General features: G+C 62.8%; 18 protein-coding genes and 2 pseudogenes. 4 read left to right on the top strand and 16 right to left on the bottom strand.

The genetic code is table 11. The features are described 5' to 3' along the window. From IVB29_RS26780 to IVB29_RS26805, 6 genes and pseudogenes are all read right to left on the bottom strand, one after another. Nucleotides 1-1246: pseudogene (locus IVB29_RS26780) on the bottom strand (conjugal transfer protein TrbE); the annotation flags it as partial. Continuing rightward, the gene (locus tag IVB29_RS26785; RefSeq protein ID WP_247506406.1) at nt 1240-1497 is read right to left on the bottom strand and encodes a VirB3 family type IV secretion system protein; all 258 of its coding nucleotides are present in this window, start codon (nt 1495-1497) and stop codon (nt 1240-1242) included. The gene IVB29_RS26785 and the pseudogene IVB29_RS26780, both read right to left, overlap by 7 nt. Continuing rightward, nucleotides 1497-1865: a TrbC/VirB2 family protein gene (locus tag IVB29_RS26790; protein ID WP_247506407.1), complete on the bottom strand. Its 369-nt coding sequence runs from the start codon at nt 1863-1865 to the stop codon at nt 1497-1499. The genes IVB29_RS26785 and IVB29_RS26790 overlap by 1 nt, the downstream gene beginning before the upstream one ends. Before the next feature lie 18 nt (nt 1866-1883). Next, nucleotides 1884-2867: a P-type conjugative transfer ATPase TrbB gene (trbB, locus tag IVB29_RS26795; protein WP_247506408.1), complete on the bottom strand. Its 984-nt coding sequence runs from the start codon at nt 2865-2867 to the stop codon at nt 1884-1886. Further along, nucleotides 2860-3411: a CopG family transcriptional regulator gene (locus IVB29_RS26800; RefSeq protein ID WP_247506409.1), complete on the bottom strand. Its 552-nt coding sequence runs from the start codon at nt 3409-3411 to the stop codon at nt 2860-2862. Before IVB29_RS26800 ends, trbB begins: the two co-directional genes overlap by 8 nt. Before the next feature lie 12 nt (nt 3412-3423). After that, complete coding sequence (locus IVB29_RS26805) at nt 3424-5451, bottom strand: conjugal transfer protein TraG (protein ID WP_247506410.1); 2028 nt, start codon at nt 5449-5451, stop codon at nt 3424-3426. A gap of 607 nt (nt 5452-6058) precedes the next feature. Between IVB29_RS26805 and IVB29_RS26810 the strand changes: the two genes are divergently transcribed. Then, nucleotides 6059-7162, top strand: coding sequence for a Fic family protein (locus IVB29_RS26810; RefSeq protein WP_247506413.1), 1104 nt, complete (start codon nt 6059-6061; stop codon nt 7160-7162). A 232-nt stretch (nt 7163-7394) separates the two neighbouring features. On the opposite strand, the gene rlxS is transcribed toward IVB29_RS26810, so the two are convergent. Further along, a complete protein-coding gene (rlxS, locus tag IVB29_RS26815) occupies nt 7395-9365 on the bottom strand; it encodes a relaxase/mobilization nuclease RlxS (RefSeq protein WP_247506414.1) in 1971 nt (656 codons plus the stop codon). Nucleotides 9366-9959: 594 nt separating this feature from the next. Between rlxS and IVB29_RS26820 the strand changes: the two genes are divergently transcribed. From IVB29_RS26820 to IVB29_RS26830, 3 genes are all read left to right on the top strand, one after another. Continuing rightward, a complete protein-coding gene (locus tag IVB29_RS26820; RefSeq protein ID WP_247506415.1) occupies nt 9960-10529 on the top strand; it encodes a transposase in 570 nt (189 codons plus the stop codon). Further along, nucleotides 10526-10879 carry an IS66 family insertion sequence element accessory protein TnpB gene (gene tnpB, locus IVB29_RS26825; RefSeq protein ID WP_247506416.1) on the top strand — a complete coding sequence of 118 codons (354 nt, stop codon included), beginning with the start codon at nt 10526-10528 and terminating at the stop codon, nt 10877-10879. Before IVB29_RS26820 ends, tnpB begins: the two co-directional genes overlap by 4 nt. Before the next feature lie 69 nt (nt 10880-10948). Next, complete coding sequence (locus IVB29_RS26830) at nt 10949-12478, top strand: IS66 family transposase (RefSeq protein ID WP_247506417.1); 1530 nt, start codon at nt 10949-10951, stop codon at nt 12476-12478. 689 nt (nt 12479-13167) lie between these two features. On the opposite strand, the gene IVB29_RS26835 is transcribed toward IVB29_RS26830, so the two are convergent. From IVB29_RS26835 to IVB29_RS26875, 9 genes and pseudogenes are all read right to left on the bottom strand, one after another. Beyond that, entirely contained in the window at nt 13168-13707 is a 540-nt protein-coding gene (locus tag IVB29_RS26835) for a S26 family signal peptidase (protein ID WP_247506418.1), read from the bottom strand. Continuing rightward, nucleotides 13697-13918 carry a helix-turn-helix domain-containing protein gene (locus tag IVB29_RS26840; protein WP_247506419.1) on the bottom strand — a complete coding sequence of 74 codons (222 nt, stop codon included), beginning with the start codon at nt 13916-13918 and terminating at the stop codon, nt 13697-13699. The genes IVB29_RS26835 and IVB29_RS26840 overlap by 11 nt, the downstream gene beginning before the upstream one ends. 151 nt (nt 13919-14069) lie before the next feature. Continuing rightward, on the bottom strand, nt 14070-14900 hold the full coding sequence (locus IVB29_RS26845; RefSeq protein WP_247506420.1) for a DUF2285 domain-containing protein: 831 nt from the start codon (nt 14898-14900) through the stop codon (nt 14070-14072). 765 nt (nt 14901-15665) lie between these two features. Continuing rightward, nucleotides 15666-15818, bottom strand: a complete 153-nt coding sequence (locus tag IVB29_RS26850) for a hypothetical protein (protein ID WP_247506421.1) — start codon at nt 15816-15818, stop codon at nt 15666-15668. Nucleotides 15819-16583: 765 nt separating this feature from the next. Next, complete coding sequence (locus IVB29_RS26855) at nt 16584-16904, bottom strand: DUF736 domain-containing protein (RefSeq protein ID WP_018454792.1); 321 nt, start codon at nt 16902-16904, stop codon at nt 16584-16586. Nucleotides 16905-17457: 553 nt separating this feature from the next. After that, nucleotides 17458-17940, bottom strand: a complete 483-nt coding sequence (locus tag IVB29_RS26860; protein WP_247506422.1) for a hypothetical protein — start codon at nt 17938-17940, stop codon at nt 17458-17460. A gap of 143 nt (nt 17941-18083) precedes the next feature. Beyond that, nucleotides 18084-19007, bottom strand: coding sequence for a DUF2493 domain-containing protein (locus tag IVB29_RS26865; RefSeq protein ID WP_247506423.1), 924 nt, complete (start codon nt 19005-19007; stop codon nt 18084-18086). A 330-nt stretch (nt 19008-19337) separates the two neighbouring features. After that, nucleotides 19338-20399 carry a toprim domain-containing protein gene (locus tag IVB29_RS26870; protein ID WP_247506424.1) on the bottom strand — a complete coding sequence of 354 codons (1062 nt, stop codon included), beginning with the start codon at nt 20397-20399 and terminating at the stop codon, nt 19338-19340. Further along, nucleotides 20399-24721 (bottom strand): annotated as a pseudogene (locus IVB29_RS26875) (strawberry notch-like NTP hydrolase domain-containing protein). Before IVB29_RS26875 ends, IVB29_RS26870 begins: the two are co-directional and overlap by 1 nt. Between the last annotated feature and the right edge of the window lie 104 nt (nt 24722-24825).

The following is a 24825-nucleotide window of genomic DNA, read 5'->3' on the forward strand; positions in this document are numbered from 1 at the left end:
GGATGGCCGTAAAGCCCCGGCTGTTGATCACCCGCTCGACGGCGCGGATCTTCTCGTCTGCTTGATGCGAGTCCTCGTCGCTTACGGTGACGGTCGTGGTGATGTAGCCGAAGGCAACCAGATCGTCGCCAAGCTCGGAAAGCGCGGCGTCGGCGTCGAGAGCCTTGTTGCTGGCGTCGGTGTCGAGCAGCGCCACCTGCTCGTTGAACATGACCTCCTTGAGGATTGCAGCGAGCGACTTTCGCTTGGCGAACCACTGCCGCCGATAACGCGACAGCGTGGCATTTGCCTGTGTGCGGTCCAGCGGAATGAACCGGGTTGCCCAGCGATAGGCAACGCCGAGCCGGTTCAATTCGTCGAGCAGGCCGGGAAAGGTAACGTGCGGAAACCCCAGGACGGTCAGCGCACGCAGATGGCTCCGCCCGATCGCCGGTGACAATCCCCCGGTCAACGGCTCATCGCTCAGGAAGCAGTCGAGATAGGCAGGAATCTTGGGAACGACGACCGGATGGCGCTTGGTCGAGACGCAGCTATGGAGATAGGTGAGCGTCTCCTCATCGTTGAGGGGCCAGATTTCGGGCAAGACCGACGAGAGCAGATCGATCGCACGATCGGTTTCCTGGACGAATCTTTGAAGATGATCGCGATAGCCTTTCTGGTTGCTGTCAAATCTCTGCTGGTCGTCAATCTCGCTGTCGCGGACGCCCTCTTGCGCAGGACTTTTGATCGATTGGCCGCGGCGAATGCGCTTCCCCTTTCCCCCGACGCTAAGTCTCTCCTTAGGACGCTCCAGAAACAGACCTTCAAGGCGCGAGACCCTCTCGGAGGGCGGCAAATACACGAGCGTTAGATGCAGCACACTCTCGAAATGCTGCCCACCGGGGCGAGACGGATCCTCCCACGCCACCCCAGCGGCGCCTGAGAACGCGGCCCGCCGCTCTTCATCCACCAGCCAGGACACCGGATCGGGAAATTCCGACCGAGGATATTCGCCAGTCGGGATGCGCGTGGCATCGAAGAAGAGAGCCCAGCCTGAACCGAAGCGCTTCAAGACATTGTTGACGCGTGAGGTGACGCTCATCAGCTCAGCCTCGGTCGCACTGTCGAGGTCCGGTCCGCGGTAGCGTAGCGTCCGTTGAAAGCTGCCATCCTTGTTCAGGATGACGCTAGGGGCGACCAGGCAAGCCCATGGCAGCCAATCCGCCAGCCGATGGGCATCGCTGCGGAATTCTCTTAAGTTCAGCATGCGAGCCGGCCCTTGTGCTTGGTGTGACGGGTGGCGACTTCGACGAAGGCCGGGTCGCGTTTGGCGAACCAAACGGCCGCACTGTGGCCGATGACCCAGAGCACGAGGCCTGCGAGCCAAAGGCGCAGGCCGAGTGCCAGCACGGCCGAGAGGGTCCCGATCAGGATGGCGGCGGCACGCGGGGCGCCGCCGATCAGGATGGGTTCGGTCAAGGAGCGGTGAAGCACCAGTTCAAAACCTTCCGCGCGCATCAGATCAGTGCTCCGCCGCCGAACGAGAAGAACGAAAGGAAAAAGGAGCTCGCGGCGAAGGCGATCGAGAGGCCGAACACGACCTGGACCATCTTGCGGAATCCACCGGAGGTGTCGCCGAAGGCCAGCGATATGCCGGTCACCGTGATGATGATGACGGCGACGATCTTGGCGACGGGCCCCTGCACGGACTCCAGGACGCGTTCGAGCGGTGCTTCCCATGGCATGCCTGAACCTGCGGCGTGTGCCGCAGTGACGCTGAGGAGCACGCAGGCCGAGGTCACCCCTAGCTCGACCAGAGGCAATCCGCTGACTGAACAGAAGCCGCGAAGGCGCGAACACACATTGAGAGGCAGTCGAATGGACATGTTGTAGTCTCCTTCAGGTCAGGGGCGGTGGGAGGTGTTTGGAAGTCCGGGCGGGGTCTCGAGCAGGTAGTCGCCCGAGGAATCGAGGCCTTTGAGCTCGGCGACGGACTCGATGCGCCGTGCGGGTCCCCGCCCCTTGATGAAGACGATCAGGTCGATCGCCTCGGCAATGAGCCGGCGCGGCACGGTTGCGACCGCCTCCTGAATGAGCTGCTCGATCCGGTAGAGCGCAGCTCGAGCCGAGTTGGCATGGACCGTGGCAATCCCGCCGGGGTGTCCCGTATTCCAGGCCTTCAGCATGTCGAGGGCTTCGGCGCCTCTGACCTCACCGACGATGATGCGGTCAGGGCGCAAGCGCAGGGTTGAGCGGACGAGATCGGCGAGGCTCGCGACGCCTGGCTTGGTCCGGAGCGTCACGGCGTCCTTTGCATCGCAGCGCAGCTCGCGGGTGTCCTCGATGATGACTACCCGCTCTTCGAGGCCGGCGATCTCCGCAAGAAGCGCATTGGCAAGCGTCGTCTTGCCCGAGCCGGTGCCGCCGGCGATCAGGATGCTGCGTGCGTCGGTGACCGCGGCCGCTAGCACCTTTGCCATCAGTGGCGAGGCAATCTGCGCCTTGACGTAATCGGACAAGCGAAACGTCGTCGTTGCGGGCTTGCGGATGGAAAAGCAAGGCGCGAGCGCGACCGGCGGCAAGACGCCTTCAAAGCGCTCGCCGGTCTCGGGCAGCTCCGCGGAAATGATTGGAGACGAACCGCTCGCTTCCGCCCGCACGTGGCTGGCAACCAGCCGGATGATCCGCTCCGACTCCTGCGGCGTCAGAATGACGCCAGTGTCCGAGCGGCCCGTCCCGTGCCGGTCAAGCCAAAGCTTCCCATCGGGATTGACCATGACCTCGACGACATCAGGCTCTTCCAGCGCAAGCGCGATTGCTGGCCCCATCGCGGTCCGCAGCATGCCGCGGCGTCGTTCGCGGGTTTCTGGCGAGAGGAGATCAGACATTGCCGACCTCCTCTCGCCCTGCCGGAGAATGCTCCGGCGGCTCACCCGTCGCGCTCTGCGCGCGGGATCCAGTATCGCTAGTTTGGACAGCGCCCAGAGGGGCGCCCTCCTCGATATTCCGCATGAAGAGATCTGGCTTCGAGGCGCTGACGCGATCCATGACGTCGGCGACAAGCCGACCACCGGAGGCGACGCGTTTCCCGACCTGGGCAACAAACATTTCGAACCGCTCGCGGCCCAGCGCACGCGCTGCATCCTGATCTTGCGAAGGCAGCGGCGGGGTGATGGTCAGGTAGTAGCGGACGAAAAGCGCAATAGTCTCCGCCAGCACGCTCACGTCACGGTCGGCTCGTTCCAGTTGCCGGCTCATCCGGTCCAGCCTTCGGATCAGCGCCGCATCGCCGCTCGTGTCCCGCTCAGGATTGAGAAAGCGATCAAGCGCAGCGTCCACGATCGCTGACTTATTGGTTCCCGGGCGCTTGGCCGCGAGCTCAAGCCGTTGCGCCACGCTATCGCTGACATAGGCCGACAGTTTCGGTTTCATCGGGAATGCTCTTCAAAATGAGGGGAGAAGATCGTCATCGTCGCGGGTGACGGCGTGGGCTCGGCGTACGGAGTTGGATGCACTGGCTGCCTGCTGCATCTGGCTGCGGTCGGCGGCGACGTCGGATTCATCCTCGAGCAATCGTTCCTCGAGGGCGCGAGCATCGTTCACGGCCGGTGCGGCCTCATCGAACAACGGCAATTGCTGCTTGAGGCCGCCTTCCTCGTCGCCCGTCTGCATGAGCTCGCGATAAGGCAGCGTCGCAAGGCGAAGGTCGGTGGTGCGCACCTCGCCGCGCCAATCGTCGGTGCAGGCCGGCGGCCGATCGGCATATTCGTCGCCCGCCAGGGATGGCGGCTTGCGCAGACGACCGACGAAGTTTGCGTCCTCATAGTGCCGCAGCTTGATGGCACGGACCGGTGCAAGCCCGGAAACCAGCACGATGGCCTGGTCGGGCGGCAGCTGCATCACTTCGCCCGGCGTCAGCAAAGGACGCGCGGTCTCCTGACGGCTGACCATGACATGGCCGAGCCAGGGAGCCAGCCGATGACCGGCATAGTTGCGCTGTGCACGTAGTTCCGTCGCGGTACCGAGGGCGTCCGAGATTCGCTTGGCGGTGCGCTCGTCATTGGCGGCGAAGGCAATGCGGACGTGACAATTGTCCAGGATCGCGTTGTTCTCGCCATACGCCTTTGCGATCTGGTTGAGCGACTGCGCGATCAGATAGGCGCGGATGCCATAGCCGGCCATGAACGCGAGCGCGCTTTCGAAGAAGTCGAGTCGGCCAAGTGCAGGAAACTCATCCAGCATCATCAGGAGTTGGCGGTGTTTGCGGTCACCTGCCTTGCTGTTCAGCGTCTCGGTCAACCGGCGGCCGATCTGGTTGAGGATCAGCCTGATCAGCGGCTTGGTGCGGCTGATGTCCGATGGAGGGACGACGAGATAGAGCGTGACCGGCTTGTCGGCGCTAACAAGGTCTGCGATGCGCCAATCACAGCTTTCGGTGTTTCGGGTGACGACGGGATCGCGGTACAACCCAAGAAAGCTCACGGCGGTCGACAGAACTCCAGAGCGCTCGTTTTCGGACTTGTTGAGGAGCTCTCGTGCGGTCGCGGCGACGACGGGGTGCACCTTTGGCTCGGTCTCGGAGCCAAGATGATTGGTTGCCAGCATGATCCTGAGCGTCTTCTCAAAGGACTGCGCAGGATCGGCCAGGATCTCGGTGACCCGCGTGAGCGTCTTCTTCTGTTCCGCGTAAAGGACGTGGAGAATGACACCGACCAGGAGGGAGTGGCTGGTCTTCTCCCAATGGGTTCTGCGTTCGAGCGCCCCTTCGGGGTCGACCAGGATGTCGGCGATGTTCTGGACGTCGCGGACTTCGGCGGCCCCTTTGCGCACCTCAAGCAGCGGATTGTAGCGGGCGCTCCGCGAATCCGTGGGGTTGAACAGCAGGCAATGCGAGAATGTCGAGCGCCAACCGGAGGTCAATTCCCAGTTTTCGCCCTTGATGTCATGCACCACCGCCGACGACGTCCATGACAGCAATGTCGGCAACACCAATCCCACGCCCTTGCCCGACCGGGTCGGCGCAAAGCACATGACGTGTTCCGGTCCATCGTGGCGCAGATAGTTGTTCTCGAGACGGCCCAGAAACACGCCCTTGGCTACGAAGAGGCCGGCCTCCTTGATCTCTTTGGGCGTCGCCCAGCGCGCTGAGCCATAAGTCGTCACGAGCTGATTTTGCCGCGCCCGCCACACTGAGTTGAGGATTGCAAACAGCGCGCCGGCGATGCCGCCAGCTGCAGCAATGGCCCCGCCCTCTTCAAAGATTTCGGGCGCGTACGCCTCGTAGGCAAACCACCATTCGAACAATCGCCAGGGCAGATAGACCGGATAGCCGGCAACCAGGAACCATGGCACGCCAAGCCGCTCCTGAAAACCGAGAGCAGCCGCAGTCCATTGCGTTGCTCCCCACGTCGAGGCGATGACGATGCCGAAGACGACAGTGATCTGACCGATGTAGATTTTTGCTGGAAACATTGTCCGCCCCACTCACTCGCGTTAGCGAGCGCGGCGAGATGAAAAGCGGGAGAAGCTCAAGCATTCAACCGGAATAAAAATCGTGGTCAGCAACGAGATCCGTGTCGATCAAGCTCGTCTGTGAGAGATCGATGATGGGCCAGTTTCAGCGTGGTTGAGGAAGCGCCTCAATAGAAGGTGAACGGCCTGACCAAACTGGATCAATCGTCTGGCTCGGCTGATTGCTCAGCTCACCGACGTTTCAATCGAGGAAGCGAGCGACGAATCGAACGGACTCGTTGACACGTCGTTTCTCGAATTTGCGGCATCAACTGAGAATCCGAAGACGGGTCCGCGAAACGAGTATAATTTGCGCGAGAGAACGGTGGGGGGCGTCCCATCGCCCCGTTCGGGCGCCCTGGCCAAGTGATCGTCGCAACGACATTCGCGCGTCGGCGGATTTTCGGTCCGGGAAGTGTCGGGAGCGAGGTCGTTAGGGAAACCGCAACCATACCGAGGGTCCCCCGCGCGATGCGGAGAATAGCCGCTCTATTCTCCGCATAAATTGCGGCGAATCCCTTGCGGATGCGGAGAATAGCCGCCATATTCTCCGCAAGGAGTGCGGAGAATGCCAGGATATATCCATCAACTACCTGATTGGCCTCACTTTTCCTGGGATATCGATGCCTTGGCGAAACTGCTCGCGGCCGTCCGGCTTCGGCAGGGCCAACTCATAGGCCGGATGCAGACCCTCGGTTTCGCACAACAGGAAGAAGCTGTCCTGACCACCCTGACGGAGGAAGTCCTCAAGTCCAGCGAAATCGAGGGAGAGAAACTCGACAAGGATGCGGTGCGCTCTTCGCTTGCGCGTCGCCTCGGCATGGACGCGGGCGCCTTGCCATCGGCAGACCGTAACGTCGAAGGCGTTGTCGCGATGATGCTCGACGCCACGCAGAAGTTCAAAGCCGAGCTAACCGCAGAGAGGCTCTTCGGCTGGCATGCGTCGCTCTTTCCGACGGGCCGCAGCAACCTGAAGAAGATCGCGGTGGGAGCCTGGCGGGATGCGGCAGCGGGACCGATGCAGGTTGTCTCAGGCGATTATGGTCGTGAGCGCGTCCATTACGAGGCACCCACCGCCGAAAAGCTCGATGCTGAAATGACCGCGTTTCTGAGCTGGTACAACACCGAGGAGAAGATTGACCCGATCATCAAGGCCGCGATCGCGCATCTTTGGTTCGTGACCATCCACCCTTTCGAGGACGGCAACGGACGCATCGCCCGCGCCATCGCCGACATGTCCCTTGCCCGCTCTGAAGGAATTCCGCAGCGCTTCTACAGCATGTCCGCCCAGATACGCAGCGAGCGGAAGACCTACTATGACATGCTGGAGAGCACCCAGAAAGGCGACCTCAACATCACGCCCTGGCTTGAGTGGTTCCTGGGCTGCCTCGATCGCGCTTTCACTGGAGCTGAGACCATTCTCGCAGCGGTGCTTGCAAAAGCCGACTTCTGGAAACGGCATGCCACAGCGCGGATCAATGAGCGGCAGCGCGACATGCTGAACCGTCTGCTGGACGGGTTCGAGGGCAAGCTGACATCCAGCAAGTGGGCCAGAATCGAGAAGTGCTCGCCCGACACTGCCTTGCGCGACATCCAGGACCTCGTTGATCAGGGCATTCTCGCCAAGGACGAAGGCGGAGGCCGAAGTACAAGTTATTCGCTCGTCGCTTGAATGCCGTTCGTTGCGGCGAGCGCATCCCTTGGACCGTCCAGCTTTCCGACGATCATTGTCCACCCGGGCAGCCGCCGGTCCGCGGGCGCGGAGGCCTCTACCCGAGTTATACTATTCTCGCGAAGATAGTATAACCATGAAGAGTTTCAGCGCGTTGCACGCGATTGTGAGAGCTTTGTGCGAACCGCCTCGCCGAAGAAACGAGCTGGCTCCTCCCGACAGCCCAGCGCCCTTAGCGCCCGATCCCGCGCTTGATGCCGATCGACCAGGATATGCCCTCGCCGCCCACGCTGCCGGTGACCAACTGCCCGCGCGCCCTATCCAGCACCGGCCGCCAAGGCACCAGTGCGAAGTCATGGGATCGCTCGATCAGCGCATAGCGACCGCTGTTCAGCGTCAGCATGCGCCGGTAGACGCCTGTGAGACTGTCGCCGGCCTTGACGTCTAGATGCTCAAGTCCGGTTCGCGCCGCAATATCTGCGGCTGCCCGTTTGAGTTCTCGCGCCTCAAGGGTCCGCAACAGATCCCGCGCATAGCGCATCTGTCCATCCTGTTCACGCGCAAGCCCCTGCTCGACCAGCCATTGCCGTCTCGCCCGCAATGCCGCCTCGACCTCAGCTCCCATTCCGCTCGGCGCCAGCGCCTCGCGCGTCTTGGCGACAAGTTGACGGTCGAGCCAGGTCGCGCCCACCGCTTGCGGGAGATCCTCAAGCCTCTGCCAAGACAGCACGGCAACCCGCACGGGTTGGCGAGCGCGCTGACGGCTCTCATACTGAAGCGCCCGATTGAGGTGATCCTCACCCACTGCCCAGGTCCCGTCACCGAGCCGGCTGACCATGCCCTCCTGCCGCATCGCTTCCAGACGCCGCACATGGGATGCGACATACTCGCTTGAGGCCTGGGGGTCGAACTGGCGATGAAGGTGGTCGCTGTAACGGCTGTCATTGGCGGCGGCGATCTCCGCGATGGTTCGATCGATCTGGCGCGGCTCCGCGGCGCGAGAGCTGAGCTCGACAATCGTGTTCCGGACCGGTGGCTCATCCTGATTGGAGAGGCTGCCGATCTCCGCATAGTGCGTCCGCCCGTCGATGCCATCCACGACGACATAGCGGCGCTCCCTCAGCTCGTCCGCAAATCCCTCACCGACGACACGCCCGACCAGCCGTTGGCTGCTCTGTCCTGGATCGAAGACCGTGTAGCCGCCAGGGGCCCGCGACAGTCCAGCCGCGGCAAGCTCGCGATGCATGGTCTTGATGATATCGCCCCGCTCGCCCATGCGCCTGAGCTTTGCCTCGAGGGCGGCATCGATCCGCCACTGGCCGGGGCCGGTTTCTTCCGCAAGTCCCATCCGCTCGAGCGCTCGTAGCCGCCCCATCCGGGCGGCCTGCCAAGCTCGATCCCTCGCCGGCTTCGCGCGGAGCTCAAGGGCCCCATCCGGCGCATCGCGCACGAGGGCCCGGTCAAGGCGCGTGAACCGCTCGGCGGTCACCTCCTGCTGGAGCTTGCGCATGGCCTCGATCTCCGTCTCTGGACCGAGCTCCCGCGTGATCAGATCGGCGGCCCGCGCCCGCAGGCCGTGAGAGATATAATCGCGTGCGATCACGAGGTCCTGCCCTTGGTCATCCCTTCCACGAAGGACGATGTGGGTGTGCGGATGGCCGGTGTTGAAATGATCAGCTGCGACCCAGTCGAGCCTGGTGCCGAGGTCAGTCTCCATCTGTCGCATCAGGTCGCGGACGAAGGGCTTCAGGTCGGAGAGTTCCGCGCTATCCTCCGGCGCCACAATGAACCGGAACTGGTGGCGATCTCCCTCGCTCCGTTCCGTGAAGGCCTTGCCGTCGGCCCGATCGCCTGCTGTATCGTAGAGCTCGCCCGGCTCGCCGTCCCGTGTGACGCCGTCGCGCTGCACATAACGCAGATGGGCCCGAACGGCGCCGGCGTTGCCAGACTTAATGCGCACGATGCGAGCCTTGATCACGACCCGGCGCTGACCCTTAGCTCTCGCCGCCCCGGCCAGCACCGTGCCTTGCGCGTGCCCCCGACCGATCCGGCCACCGGAGAAGTTTGACGCTCGGCGCGAACTGACGCCGGCCTTGTCTGCCGCCTGGCGCACGCGCCGCAAATAGCTGGTTGCTTTCCTGGCTTTGCGATTGCCGATCCGGCCGAGCTTGACTTCGAATTCGTCGTCATCGACGCCGTGCATGACGCGGCCTTTCCGCTAGCGAAGGCCGCGGATATGTGAAGCGGACGACCGTTTGCCAAGACGCAGAGGTAATCAACAAACGATAGCATTGCCTTGGGCCCTAACTGCCGACATCGCAGCTTGCGGTGGCGCTAACTCTTGGATGTGCAGACAACGGCTTAGGCGCTCCGTAGCGCCAGTGCTTTTATCTTGCCCTCCCGCTTTCCTTCGTAAGCGTCCGAATCCTGCACGACTTTCCGAGAGTGCGTTGCGTTCCATATCGGGTTCCTTGCTGCATTGGAGGATCTCCGGTGGGTACGGAATATTTCAAGAACGAAGCGCGGCGTTCTTTTTGGTCGGTGCACGTTGAAGTGGCGACGGAGCGGTCTCAGCAAACGCAAATACTGTCGTCAGCATCGTCTCTCTGGCGGCACATTCGATCGCTGGCTGCGGCATCTGATTGACGCCGAAGCTCTGAAAACACGTGCGGAATTGCGTCGAGAGGAACGTCGCGAGCGGCTCCGCAAGAAGCGGAGTCCGGTGTCGACTGACCAGCGCTGCAGAGCCGTGCAAGCGTTCTGGGCGATGCACGTCGAAGCGATGAGATGGTGCGGAATGAACATGCAAGCGTATGCGAGGGCACATGGCATCTCGCAGCACAGCCTGAGGCGGTGGCGCGATCTGATCGACGCCAATGAAGTGGAAATCGACTGGCGTACTCACCTTCATCCGAGTGCCCGTCCGCTAATAAGCACTAGTGCTAGCAGCGCTGCTAAGGGGTCCGTCGCCGAACCGCGCTTGACAGATGCGCCAACAGGTGATCCGCCGAGCGATGGATTTGCCAACCGACGTCGCTTTAGTGACGAGGAAAAGCTGGAGATCGTGCGCGAGTCCGAACACCCCGGCGCCACCGCCGCCGAGGTTTGCCGGCGCCACGGCATCGTCAGCAGCATGCTGTTCCGGTGGCGGGTACAGTTCGGCTTCGGCAAGCGAGCGCGGGCGAAGTTGGTGGCCGTGCAAGTGACCGGAGCGCACCCGGGAACGCTCGTCCTGAACGATCTGTTGCAGCCCCCCGACGGCATGACGGTTGTCCAATTGGACGACGGGCGACGTGTCTTTGCACCGATGGGCAGCGATCCGGATGCAGTCCGTCGACACGTCAACGAGCAGGAGATAGCACGATGATGATTGTGCCGGCCGGGGTGAAGGTGCATCTGGCCTTGGGATATACCGACATGCGCAAGGGCCTCGACGGGCTCGCTACGCTGGTTCAGGAACACCTCAAGAAGGATCCGTTCTCCGGCCATCTGTTTGCCTTCCGCGGCAGGAATGCGAGCAGATTGAAGATCCTGTTCTGGGACGGCAACGGACTCTGCCTGTTCACCAAGCGCATCGATCAAGGTGGCTTCATCTGGCCTAGAATGAGCGATCCAGGTGGCACCGTGACGCTGTCTCCAGCGCAACTTGCGATGCTGATCGAAGGCATCGATTGGCGCACACCCGAGCGTCGATGGCGCCCCGCCGTCGCGGGTTGAATCGCAGAAACCCGCATAGAATAAAGCGGACTTACTTCTTCGAATCAGCGTATTCGAGTAGAATCGGACATGCAGCTTGATCTCAGCAATCTGCCGTCTGATACGACACTTCTGCATCGCTTGGTGCGCGACATCGCCGCGACAATTGAGCATCGGGACAGCGAGATCGAGCGTCTTCAGGCGATCATCAAGCAGCTTCAGCGCGCGCAGTTCGGGCGTCGCTCCGAACGCCTTGATCCCGACCAGCTCGCGCTCACTCTGGAAGATATCGACAGCGATATCGGCCGCATTAAGGAAAGCCGGCCGGCCATTGTAACGGAGCCGCCCGAGGCACCATCGCGGCGCAGGGCGCTTCCCGACCACCTGCCGCGCGAGGACATTCTGCTTGACGTCGATGGTGAGGCTTGCAGCTGCTGCGGTGGCGCGCTGCATGCTATCGGCGAGAGCGTCAGCGAGATGCTGGACTGGGTGCCGGCGCAGCTTCGCGTGATACGCATCACGCGCCCTAAATACGGCTGCCGGGCCTGCGGTAAGGTTGCCCAGGTACCTGCGCCAGATCGGCCGATCGCCGGTGGATTGGCAACTCCGAACCTGCTCGCCCACGTGCTGGTCGGCAAGTATTGCGATCACACGCCGCTTTATCGGCAGTCGCAAATCTTCGCCCGGCATGGCGTCGATCTCGGCCGTTCGACGCTGGCTGGATGGGTCGGCGGCGCATGCTGGTGGCTCGAGGCGCTGCACGAGCGATTGTGCAAGAACGTGTTTGCCTCCAACCATCTGTTCGCCGACGACACGCCGATCCCGGTACTCGATCCGGGAAGAGGACGCACCAAGACCGGACGCCTGTGGGTCTACGCCCGCGAGCAGCGGCCCTGGAGCGGACCTGAACCGCCAGCGGCGGTCTATTTGTTCGCACCCGACCGAAAGGCCGAACGTCCGGTATCTCACCTGGCGGGCTTCAAAGGTGTCCTGCATGTCGACGGCTATGCGGGCTTCGAGCAATTGACCAGCAACGGCGACGTCATGCTCGCGGCATGTTGGGCCCATACAAGACGCAAGTTCTACGAGGTTGCCGAGGCCACCGGTTCGCCCATAGCGACGGAAGCGTTGCGCCGGATCGCCGAACTCTATGCCATTGAAGCCCGCGTCCGTGGGCAGCCGTCTGCGCATCGGCTCGCCGAGCGGCGCTCCTTCTCCAAGCCGGTCGCGCAGGCCCTCCATACCTGCCTCGAGGCGCAGCTTACTCGCGTGCCAGGCAGCAGCACACTTGCCGAAGCGATCCGTTACGCGCTCTCGCGTTGGGAAGGTCTGACGCGCTTCTTGCACGATGGCCGCGTTGAACTGGACACCAATCCTGTCGAGCGTGCGATCCGCCCGGTGGCGCTCGGACGGAAGAACCATCTCTTCGCAGGCAGCGACGGTGGAGGCGAACGCTGGGCAGTCGCCTGCTCGTTGATTGAAACCTGCAAGCTCAACGGCGTCGAACCCTATGCTTACCTGCGCGACGTGCTTACGCGCATGGTCGACGGACATCCGATTAACCGCCTCGACGAACTGCTGCCGTGGACTTGGAAACAAGAGATTCATGTCAAGACCTGACTGTCGTGCAAGCTCCGGACGCATACTTTCCTTCCGTCGTGGTGTCCCGGTCGCTGGTTCCCAGGGCCCAACTTCCAAGCCAACACACTCTCGGTACTCGCGGCGATTTGCGACAAATGCAGTTCGGGTCATTGCGGTAGATCCTCCAATAGCGCCTACCACGCCGGCTGGTGGCCGATTCATTGCGAAAGAGCCGCCGCGACTTGGCAGTTGACTTGCGAAGCCCCCACTGCTCGCGAGCGTTTGCGATAGCGATCGTTACCCGAAGGGCCGAGACACCCGTAGGGTGGCTCGGTGAGGAGCGAAGCGACGAGTAGAGCGCGGGCCGAAGGCATCGCCCATATGCCATCAGCACGTTGTTATCGCACTTCTGCGCGAACTCTTGCCCGCGTGAGCGAGGGTCCTATAGTAGCAAACCCGAAAGTCTTAGCGTCACGATCGGGTTGCAGCGTTTCGAATGCAAACCGCATGTATGTCCGTCACGTGCGCCAGCGAACCTGGAAACTGACGGCTGATATCACGAGCTGACCGGTGTGCAGCCGGCGGACGCTTACTTTCCTTCCGGCCGTTGATCTCGATGGATGAGCTTGCTTCGTGCGCGGCGCTACTCTCCGCTGACAGATCTGGCGGGCGCGCGTAAAGCTCGTGCGCGCCCCTTTCGGACGCGCACGAGCCTGTGGTTCTTGATGTCAAAGATCCGGATTCCACGTCCAGATCGGCCGCGCAACACCCAGGATATCGCACCGGAGCACCGGACCGAAATATCGCGAGTCGAACGAATGCGGGTGCGGCTGCAGCAGGAAATATTCTCCCTCCACCAGCCTCATGCAGCCCTCCCAGGCCGGCAGAGGTCGCCCTTCCCGGTCCTTCTCGAGCACCTCGGCGGTGACCTTGCCATTGATGGAGATCGTGCCGATCGGCGCCTTGGCCCGGCAGATCTCGTCTCCGCCGATTGCCTCCACCCGCTTCAAAAGAGGCACAGGGACGGGCAAGATCTCGTGCGCGATGATGAGGAGTTCGATCCCAGGGGGCGGCTTGAAGACCGCGAGCTCACCGCGCGCCGGCAGTCGCTGCTCCAGATAGTAGAATCCGAGCGGCGCGCTGCCGGTGGCATTGTAGATCAGCAGCGGCACCGCGGGCGCTGACGACATCAGAAGGGTGATGACGCCGGCGCACATGGCCGACAGAGTCGTGGCCTGTCGCCACAGTCTTTTGCGATCAATCGGCATCGGAGGTCGACCTCCTCTTGCTCGCATGAGACCATTCCACGAGGTCTTCGATGTGATAGCGGACGTAGCGTCCGTGCTTGCGGTAGGCGGGTCCCCGCCCCTGCACCCGCATCTTCTCCAGCGTATTCTTGGTGAGCCGCAGCCAGGTGGCCGCCTCCACCGTGTTGAGGAACGGCTTGTCCGGTTCCTTCTCGTCAGTTTTCGTCGTCATCCAACTTTTCCTTCCCGCACTCAGCACAACCAGAGAATGCGAGAAGAAGCGTCGTCAGATCGGAGGCGTTTTGTGGAGTGGCGAAGATGGAAGCTTCTGTTTCGCCATACAGCGGGAGCAAAAATCGTCAAAAAGAGAACGGAAAATTCGATCAGCCAAGAAGATCGCGATAGCTGCCCTTCATCAATTCGGTGCCCTTGGCAACGAGGCGTCGGGTGCGATCGCGCAAGAATTGACTATGTCCGTGCCATTCCTCAGTAACTTTTTTCTCTCCGAAGATCGCAATTGCAATCTGTCGGTACGTCTTGCCGTTCAGGCTCTCATCGAGCGCGATGAGGGCGTGATGAAGTCGTTCGTCGCTCGCAAAAGGCTTTTGAATCGCTCTAAAATCGGCCTCGGTGAAGCGTTGCAGACGCTTCAGGAGCTCGGTCTGAGCTGAGAGATCGCCGAGGTCATGCAGTTCAATGACCGGGACAAACGGCGCTGTCAGGTTAGAAAGACCACTGATTTCGAGAGGAACGCAAATGCCACTGCGCTTCATCATGACCAGCGGAACGCCGTCGGCATTGATGACCGCCTGCCGATGGGCCTTGAAGTCAGCGAGCCGACGCACTCTCGCCTCGTCGCCTTCGGTCGGCCTCTTCGCATTCAATCGTACCACCTGCTTCAAGGCCTTGGCATGCCAGAAAACATTTGCCTCGTGAGCGCAGAGTTTTGGATCGGCAAACGCCTGTAGTCCCCACTTCTCGGCGCGCAGGAACCGTCGTCTGAGCCGCAATAGCTTGGTCCCGTCGCGCAACGTGATGCAGGGTACTTGCTGAGGTACGGAGCTTCGCCAGTCAGCGATGTAGTCCGCATTCCGTCGCAAGAACTCCCACGCCCAATCGCAGCCACCATAATCGGCGCGACCGCAGGAATCGGCCCGATCGTCCGCGCGACCAGGCGTCGAATTCACTGAAGTATTCAAATTGCGCCCCAGCAAAGTGCCTTTCCCGGATCGTTCCGGCCAAATGAGGCAAGAGCGCGGCCCGACGACGAACCGCTTTCACGGGGCAGCCTGACGCCAGTCCACCGGCCTTCCGGATCGGGGCAAAGACGATTGGCGTATGGCTGGCCGGGCGACCGAGAAGCGACAGGGTCACAAACCCTTGCGGCTATCCTCGCCTCGGCGGATCCGGCCCGAGCCGATCTCACCGGCGCAACAGACGACGGTTCTTCGCGTGCTTGCCCGGTCACGAACTCCAACGAAAGTCATGCGGACATCAGATGGCTAATCGTGAGGATCATGCGCTCGCCATGCACAAGCTCGGCTTCCAGACAACGGGAGAAGCGACTCGAAAACCTGAACCAGCGTGAACCTCACGTCTCAATGTCAATCCGATGAATTCGATGTTACAGTGTCGGCCGTGCATGCCGATTCCAAGGTTTGCACATTGATTGATTTGCTTCACTGGATTGACGGAGGGCTCATGGCCAAGAAAGCGAAGAAGGCGAAGAAGACCACCGCGAAAAAAGCCACGAAGAAAAAGAAGTAGGGCTTTTTCCTGACCTGCCTCGCCTCCAACCAGGGGGTCCACTGCGATTTTCAAGCTCACGCGAAATCGCATCCAGTCGCTCTGGTGGAGGCGTTCAACGCCACTGATTGAGCCGGACTGCGGGCGCGGTTTTGCGCTATGCGGTCCGGCTTTTCATTTGGGGATGGTCGGTGCTGGACGCCCAATCCTGCGTATGGATTGGGCCCTTCGCCTCAGTTGAACCCGCCGATCACGGTGGGCATTACCTTCGACAACAGCACCGCCGTCGAGGTCAGCGCCGACAGGCAAACAGCCGCTCGGGCGAGACAAATACGCCTCAGCGCGACCGCCTGCGGTTCGGGAAACGCTCTGAACGGGTCCGCCATCGTCGGCTCCATAATGCGCGCGCGTTTGCGCAACGCCCGACCTATAGGATGAGTCGCGGCCTCCCAATCCGGCTAAATTTGCGGCCAGTCCGATTGACTCCGTGCCGACTCGGCACGCACCAAATCGGTGTGCGAAGGGGCCTTCGCGCACCGAATCGAGACCGCCAAGATCTGGTAAACAAAGCGTTAATCGCTCTGCTGGTATAGGCGATTTCGAGCGCCCTTGTTGGGTGATGTAATTGCGCGGCGAGAACGCCCAATGTTCAGAAATCAACCCTCAGCACGCCCGCGAATTCGGGCAGCCGCGCGTAGAGGCGGTGCGCTCCTTAAGGAGGCGCGCGCGACTTCGCGGAAACTGAATCATCCTCCACCACCGCCTCATGTCAGGCCTGGTCGCGAGGCCGTCCCTCAGTATTCTCACAAGGCGCATTCAGTCATGCCGCAGATCACTGGCGTGGCGGACGGTCGAGTTGAGGGACGGGGCGGCGCGGCGGTCGTCGCCATGTACGACCAGTTCTTCGTGGCCGCAGGACTTTGAGCCGCCGGCCGGCCGATCCTGATTCAGCGGCAGCTATGGCCGCTCCAGTGCGCCGCCCCGTCACAAGAAATGCCGGGGCAAACACTCCTGCTCCTGCTCGAAGGGCACCGGGTGAGCCGAAACGTGGACGATGGCGCGTTTGCTCCAGCCTCGGGCCGAGACTGGAGCGCTTGCTCCGGAGGAGGAAGCCCCGCCCGGCGGACCGGACGGGGCTTGGTGGGGCGCTCTTACTCGCCGTTTTTGCGCGGCCGCGACCAGAGCAAGGTGTAGCCTTCACCGCCTTCGTCATCGAACAGGTTCGCGTAGATCGGCGCGTTGAACGAGGGGTCGTCGAGCTTGAGCGAGAGGTAGTCGCGGCCCTCCTCGGAACGCTTCGACCAAGCTGCCCCGATCTCAGCCCGGCCCACGTAGATGCGGTGGCTGGGAGCGTTATCGTTGGATCGATTGGTCTCGGCGACGATACGGACGCCCTTGGCCTGCAGGCTCAGGGTGACGATCTCGCCCTGGAAGTCGTTGCCGACCTTCTTGAAAGAACCGATGTTAGCCATGTCACTTCTCCTGTTGTGCTTCGAGCCCGCGACCACCGCGGCCTCGATGGCGATCTGCAGGCCGAGGACGATCGGCGACGCACCCGCTCGCGGGCCGAAGCGCAGCGGAGGACGTTGTTGCGGCGACTTTCTTGTCTCGCGAGGAATGGGCGAAGCCCAGGGGAAGAAAGTCGCAGCAACGGCGTTGCGGCTCAGACGATCGAGGCGCAGCCGGTCTTCGGCCAGATCAAGCCATCAAAGAGGTCACGTGGTCCGCGTGCTGAACCGCAATCTTGAGGAGAAGACTTGGCGAATCTCGGTTCTGCTGGACAAGGGGTTGGTACGTTCGGCGCAGAAGGAGAAACAATTTGCCGCAAAGGGCAGTATCGTCCCGGAAAGAATGATCGGACGCAGCGCGCCGCTCGAGCGCAGCTATGTGGGCCAGACAGAGACCGGTACGGCTTGCTTAAGCGCCCCGAGGAGGGAACGCAGTTACCTCTCGCTCAAGCTCGATGATCCCTCGTTCAACGTGACGCCCGTGCCGTCTTGCTCGACGGATGATGACGACGAAGCGTCACCGCTCGTGCGCGGCGGCTGTGAGAACCGGTTCAGGCGCATTCTCCACCACCGCGGCCGACTCCGACGGGCGGGTCTCCGCAAACACGGTCACACGCGTCCATGCCGTGCCGCCAATGCAAACCGCACCTAGGCTCGCGAAGACCTCGCGCCAAGCCAGCGAAGGCACCCCGATCTGCGACAGGGCAAACACCATATGATAGCCAGCGATTGCCGCAGGGACGGCGAATGCGGCTCCGATCACAACGCGCAAGATCAAGGACCGACTAACGGCGACGGCAAGCTGACCCGCGGCAAGCGTCAGCGTGCCAGAAGCAATTCCGATAAGCAGTGCGCCCAAGACGCCCGCGCCATGGCGATATGCCAAAATCCCGGCACTGAGTGCGACGAAAAACGGCAGGGCATACACTGCGAGCGCAAAGATCACCCAGCAGAACAGACCGATACCAAGTATGTTGAGAACAAGCCCGAACGCGAGCATGGTGGTGGCTCCATGTGCATAGATTTATCAATCGCGCCTTCCACCACCACCACGGCGCAAGTTCGAATCTAGAAATCGGAAACGAGGCGGAGTTGCGGCAGCTGCAACTCCGCTTTGACGCCGCGGGGGCGAGACGACGGCGCTCACGCGCCGCCGAACCTCCAAACGGGAATGCCGAGCCGCTTCGCTTTGTCGGCGAAGTTGTCCTGAATTCCCGTGCCCGGGAAATGCATGACGCCGATTGGCAGGAGTTCGAGCATGGCGTCGTTGCGCTTGAAGGGGGCTGCCTTGGCATGTTTCGTCCAGTCGGGCTTGAAGGCGATCTGAGGCACCTTGCGATTGGTCGCCCATTTCGCAGCGATCAGTTCAGCGCCTTTCGGGGACCCGCCATGGAGGAGGACCATGTCGGGATGCTTGGCATGAACCTTGTCGAGCCGATCCCAGATCAGGTGATGGTCGTTGAAATCGAGCCCGCCAGTGAGTGCGATTTTCGGTCCTGGCGGCAACAAGACCTCAGTCTCGGAACGACGCTTGGCCGCTATGAAGTCGCGGGAGTCGATCATTGCCGCGGTGAGCGTGCGGTGATTGACCAATGATCCCGACCGAGGACGCCAGGCCGAGCCGGTGTGGACCTCAAATCGCTCGATGGCCTGATCCCGGAACAGTTCCAGGCAATTGCGACGCTCGATAAGTGAGATGCCTTGGGCCGTCAGGCGCTCGAGTTCGACCGATCGCACTTCCGAGCCGTTCTGCTCGCGCTGGCTCTTATTCTGCGCTTGTTCGTTGTCATCGAGGTGGCGTTCGATGCGGTCGAGGGCCCGATGGAACAGGTTGACGGTCGACCAGAGCAGATCATCAAGGTCCGGCTCAAGCCGCGTGTCGTCGAGGGTCGCAACCAGGGCGTCGAAGATATCGACTACGGCGCCGGCGATCATCTTGCCTTCCGGAAGCGGCCTTGGATCGGGCTGGTCGTCGAAGGGACGATAGCCGAAGAGCTGTAATTCGGTGAGGACGTGGTCAGTTGAAGAAGAGGCGTGCGGCGATTCGATATCGTCATGGTCGGTCATGAGAAGAGGTCCTTTGCCGGATCGGCCGCGACCATCGCGGCCTTCGTGGCGATCCTCTGACGGCAGGCGGAACGGGCCAGAACCCGAGAGGGCCGAAGCGACAGCGGAGGATGGCGGAGGCCGGCTATTTTGCTTCGCGATGCAAAGCGCGCGGCCAACCGCATGATGTGTCTTCGCATCGCGGGCGCGCGGCGGAAAATAGCCGGACGCAGCCATTGCCGGCCCGGGCCGCTTGCCGTCCGATCGCCCTCTAGAAGGCCGAGGTCGCGGCCTCTTCCGGTATTGGCCTCGCTCGTGACCGGCTTATCACCGTCGAGCGAAGACCGGGCTCTATTCCGCCGCCACCGTCGACGAATGCAGGAAGCGAACGACGTCCTCTGGCACAAGCTGAAACCGCAGCGCTGCTCGGAGGGCATCGAGACCGAAGACATGCAGATCTTCGTTGAAATCGCCTAGCCGCGGGGACAGCGGGATCGCTTCAATGCCGGCGTCTGTCGCGCGCTGGGTAAGAATCGCCTGCACGGCATCTCCGGCGGCATCGGCGTCGCGGGCGATGTAGAGCCGGCGCATGCTAGACGGCAGCGACATGGCTGCGAGGTGATTAGCCGAAAGCGCGGCCGCCATTGGCATCGTCGGCAGCACGCAGCGTAGCGACAACATGGTCTCGATACCCTCGCCGGCAGCGAGCACGTCGTCCGCCACGCCGAACCGAACGGCGTTGCCGAGCAGGTCTCCCATCGCCCGCCGTGGGGTGTCTATCGGAGCCTTGCCAAGCCGCACGCGATCAAAGCCGTCCGGATCGAGCCAGGTTCGGTGCACGCCGGTGATCCGACCATCGAGATCCGTGACGCAGGCAATCATCGCCGGCCAGGTTTCGGTCCGCAAATCGTCGTCTGGCCGATAGTAGCAGCGTGGATGGAAACGCAGGCTGCCAGCATGGTGGATGCGGGTTATACCGCGGCGCTGCAAGTACGTTTCGACCGCCGTCCCCTCGATCGGACCGGATATCGCAAAGAGTCGACGAGCGGCTTGCTGCGATCCGGGCGGTACGACTGAGGGAGCAGGTCTCGGTGCGGGTTGCTGCTCAGAACGGGAAAGCTTAAGAAAGCGCCTCGCCTCCTCGGTGACCTCACGAAAGTCTCGCAAACCCAGACTTTCGCGGATGATGTCGAGGAGATCACCATGTTCGCCGGTTGCGGCATCGTTCCACTTGCCCGCGGGCCCCTTCGGCGATTCCTGGAGCCGCACAAATAGCGAGCGGCCCGGGGTGTTGTGCACGTCGCCGACCACCCAGTATCGCCCGGCCCGCTTGCCATTGGAGAGATAGTGTCGGCACACCGCCTCCGCCTCGCGCGCGAGGCGGCCTGCGAGTTCGGAAGCATCGCGGGACATCACGCGGCCTCCCGCTCACCGATGCGCGCAACCGGATAGGTGTCGAGCACCTTCGACAAGATCGCGACGCCGCTTGCGTCCGTCGGTACGAACATTCGCAGCTTCCAGGAGATGATCTCCCCAAAGAGGCCGTAAGCCCGTAGTCGATCGCGCATCGTGTCGTTGAAGCCCGACAGCTCGATGCGGTGCGCGCCCATCACCCGGGCTCGGCGAAGCTGAAGCCCCTCTGCAAGCTCGAAGACGGTCCGCCCCTCCATGAGCGCGGCAAAGGCAGCGTCCGGCGTCAATGCCGGCGCGTCCGCCGCAAGGACGTTAGCGACCCAGGTAGCCGAGACCTTACGGCCGATGATGCGTTCGCCCGCATCGGTCTGGAGCCGATAGACGCGGGTCGATTCGTTCGGCAGCCGCTTCCAGATCGGGAGCAGCAAGCCCGCAACGACATGGATCGTGCTGTCCGTGTACTCGGCCACGTCGGCAAGCTCTGCCAGCCAGGCAGTGGCGAAGCGTTCACGATCTGCCTCCACCCAATGGCTCTCCGCCATCATGTTCAAGGGAACGTTGTGCTGCTCCATCGGCCGGATCAGGCGGACGCGCCGCTCGATCTCGCCGTCGTCGAGCATGGTGCTCGCCGCCGCGACCTGCACGGCGGCTCGTCCCGAGCGGTCATTGACCAGCAGCACGGAATGGCGATCAGAGACACGCGCAAGAGCGTCATCCAGGCTCACAGGATGATTGCGCAGGCGCTGGGTGATCGTGAGAAGCCGGGTCTCGGCGCCGGTGCCCGGATGGACATAAATCGTCCGCCGGTCGGCGACGACAAAGCTTTCGGCCCGGAGCGTTTCCAGCCCGACGTCATAGCTGCCCGATGAGACCGCGCCCTCGATTCGGGCGGTCAATAGCTGCTCGAACACGGTGAACAGGATATTCTGAAGCTCGATCGTGAGCGCCAGCAGCCTGTTCAGGAATGTCGTGATCGGCGGCAGGTCATCCCTGAGGCCGTTGGTATCCGTCAGCTTCAGGCCGGTCACATCCTCGAACCGCTCGAGCGAGCAGCCCTCGACCTTGCCGCGTGCCAGCAGCGTGTAGAGCTGACGCAACGCGTCGCGGCCGTACTGGCTTTCGAGATTGTCCTCGGGCCGGAACAGGCCCTGCCCTCCGGTCTGGCGCTGACCGCGCGTAATCGCTCCCAACGTGTCGAGCCGGCGCGCAATGGTGCTCAAGAAACGCTTTTCCGCCTTTACGTCGGTCGCGATGGGACGAAACAGCGGCGGCTGCGCCTGGTTGGTCCGGTTGGTCCGGCCGAGCCCTTGGATCGCGGCGTCCGCCTTCCAGCCGGGCTCGAGCAAATAATGGACCCGCAGGCGGCGATTCCGCGCCGACAGCTCAGCGTGGTAGCTTCTCCCCGTGCCGCCCGCGTCGGAGAACACGAGGATCCGCTTGACGTCGTCCATGAAGGCGGACGTCTCAGCGAGATTGGCCGAAGCTGCCCGGTTTTCGACCACCAGCCGGTCGCCCCTGCGAACGATGCGACGTGAGCGGCCGGTTACCTCGGCGACCATGTCGGTGCCGAAGCGCTGGACGACCTGGTCCAACGCTCACGGTACCGGCGGCAGCGAGGCAAGCTTCTCAATGAGGCGGTCGCGGCGAGCGACGGCGTCCCGGCTCTCGACTGGTTGGCCGTCGCGATACACAGGCCGGGAGCAGAGATTGCCCTCCGAGTCGGTGAAGGGCTCGTAGAGCTGGACCGGAAAGGAATGGGCGAGATAGTCGAGGACATATTCGCGCGGCGTGATGTCGACCCGGACGTCGCCCCACTCCTCGGTCGGGATCCCGGCGAGCCGGCGCTCCATCAGCGCTTCGCCGGTCGAGACGATCTGGATGACAGCGGCGTGGCCGGCCTCAAGGTCGCGCTCGATCGATCGGATCAGCGAAGGCGTCTTCATCGAGGTCAGGAGATGGCCAAAGAAGCGCTGCTTGGCACTCTCGAAAGCAGATCGCGCGGCCGATTTGGCCTGGCCGTTCAGCGTGCCGGTCTCGCCGGTGATGTTGGCGGCCCGCATTGCCGCATCGAGGTTGTTATGGATGACGCTAAACGCGCCGGCGTAGGCGTCGTAGATCCGAACCTGCTCGGGCGTGAGCTGGTGCTCAATGAGTTCGTACGCGACGCCCTCGTAGGATAGAGATCTCGCCGCGTAGAGACCGAGCGCTTTGAGGTCGCGCGCGAGCACCTCCATGGCGGCGACGCCGCCCTCCTCGATCGCCAGGACGAACTCGGCGCGGGTAGCGAACGGGAAATCGGTGCCTCCCCAGAGGCCCAACCGCTGGGCGTAGGCGAGATTGTGGACCGTTGTGGCACCGGTCGCGGAGACATAGACGACGCGGGCATTCGGCAACGCATGCTGGAGCCTGAGCCCCGCACGCCCCTGGTGGGAGGCCGCCTGGTCGCCGCGCTCACCCTTCTGGCCTGCCGCGTTCTGCATCGCGTGGCTCTCGTCGAAGACGATCACTCCGGCGAAGTCGGAGCCCAACCATTCGACGATCTGCCGCACGCGCGAAAGCTTCTCGCCACGCTCGTCGGTGCGCAGCGTAGCGTAGGTGGTGAAAAGGACGCCTTCCGCAAGCCGGATCGCTGCGCCCTGACGAAACCGGGAGAGCGGCGTAACCAGCAGCCGCTCCATGCCGAGCGCGGACCAGTCGCGCTGCGCATCTTCAATCAGCTTGTCGGATTTGCTGATCCAGACCGCGCGGCGGCGGCCCTTGAGCCAATTGTCGACAAGGATGCCAGCGACCTGCCGCCCCTTGCCCGCACCGGTGCCGTCGCCCAAAAACCAGCCGCGGCGAAAACGCACGGCATTTTCTGCATCGTCGCCTGCGGCAGCCACAACATCAAAGGTCGCATCCACCGTCCAGGAGCCCGCAAGAAACTCGGAATGCGCCTCGCCGGCATAGATGACGCTTTCGAGCTGGGCGTCCGACAGGATGCCATCCGCCACGACACTGGCTGGCAGATGTGGCCGATAAGAGGCTTTCGGCGACGCGACCGAGGCCATCGCTGCGGACTGCACGAGTTTGGTCGGATGCGCATGCGCGCCCGGAATACGGATCGCCTGCAGTGCGTATTCCTCATAAAGCGCATCGGTGAGCCGGGCGCCGTCTGGAAGCATCCACTCGACCGCCTCATAGGTAAGTTCGACGCCCTGTGGCGCGCCATCTCCCGAAGGGGACGGTGGGCGTGGCGCAAAGGCGCTGACCGGCCGCAGCGTCGCGGGGCGCCTGATGGCGTCGACCACGACGAGGGTGGCAACGGGCAGCCTCGGAGGCACATGCTGGGTCACCCAGTCAAGCAAGGTAGCAACATCGCTCGCCACGCCGAGCGAGGCTTCAAAGATCTTCGGATCTGCGGCAGGCCGCTTGTCGATCACGAGCAGCCTCGTGTCGGTCAGCGTTCCGTGTTTCGCGTAGACCGCGCCCTCGATGGCGGCAGAAAACACGACCCGCCCGCGTTCCTGGAGCCGAACGAAGGCATCTCGCCATGCCGGATTGTCGGGCGTAAGGCTCGCGCCGGTGATGGCGACCAGACGCCCACCGTCGCAAAGACGCGCCAAGGATGAGGCGATGTGCCGGAGCGCCGAGTCCGCCATCCGCCGATCGACGTTCGCCAATGCCGAGAACGGCGGGTTCATCAAGACGACGCTCGGTACGGCACCCGCATCGAGGTGATCATCGATCTGGGCGGCGTCGAACCGCGTCACCTTAACGTTGGCAAACAGTTGACCGAGCAACGCCGCTCGGGCCTCGGCGAGCTCGTTCAATATCAAGGCGCCGCCAGCGAGCTCAGCAAAGATGGCGAGCAAGCCGGTCCCCGCGGAGGGCTCCAGAACGCGATCGGCAGACGTAATGCCGGCTGCGGTGCATGCAGCCAGCCCCAGCGGGATCGGTGTTGAGAATTGTTGAAGGGCCTGGCTGTCCTCCGAGCGCCGCGTGTGGGTCGGCAGGCAGCGCGCGATTCTCGCGAGCATCGGCAGCATCGCGGCATTCGAGCCGGCCTTGACACGGATGGCCGGGCCGAACTTGCGAAGGAACAGAACCGTTGCCGCCTCGCAGGCGTCATAGGCGGTCTTCCAGTTCCAGGCGCCAGAGGCGTCGGAAGCGCCGAAGGCAGCTTCCATGGCGCTACGCAGGACAGCGGCATCGATGCGACGGCCGCGCTCGAGATCCATCGCGAGCTGTCGCGCGGCCCTGACGGCGGCGGAGGTGAGAGTTGCAGCGGCACGCATCGAGAGCGGCGCGGCGGCCGCGCCGCCGGCGAGAGATTCAGTCATGACAGGGTTCTTTCGGAGAGCAGGAAGGGGTCGAACCATCAGGCGCTCTCCTCAAAACCCGACGGCTCAAACCCTTCCCGGCCCGACTCTCCCTCTCAGTCCTC

Origin of the sequence: Bradyrhizobium sp. 1 (genome assembly GCF_023073315.1) — a bacterium.
GTDB lineage: Bacteria > Pseudomonadota > Alphaproteobacteria > Rhizobiales > Xanthobacteraceae > Bradyrhizobium.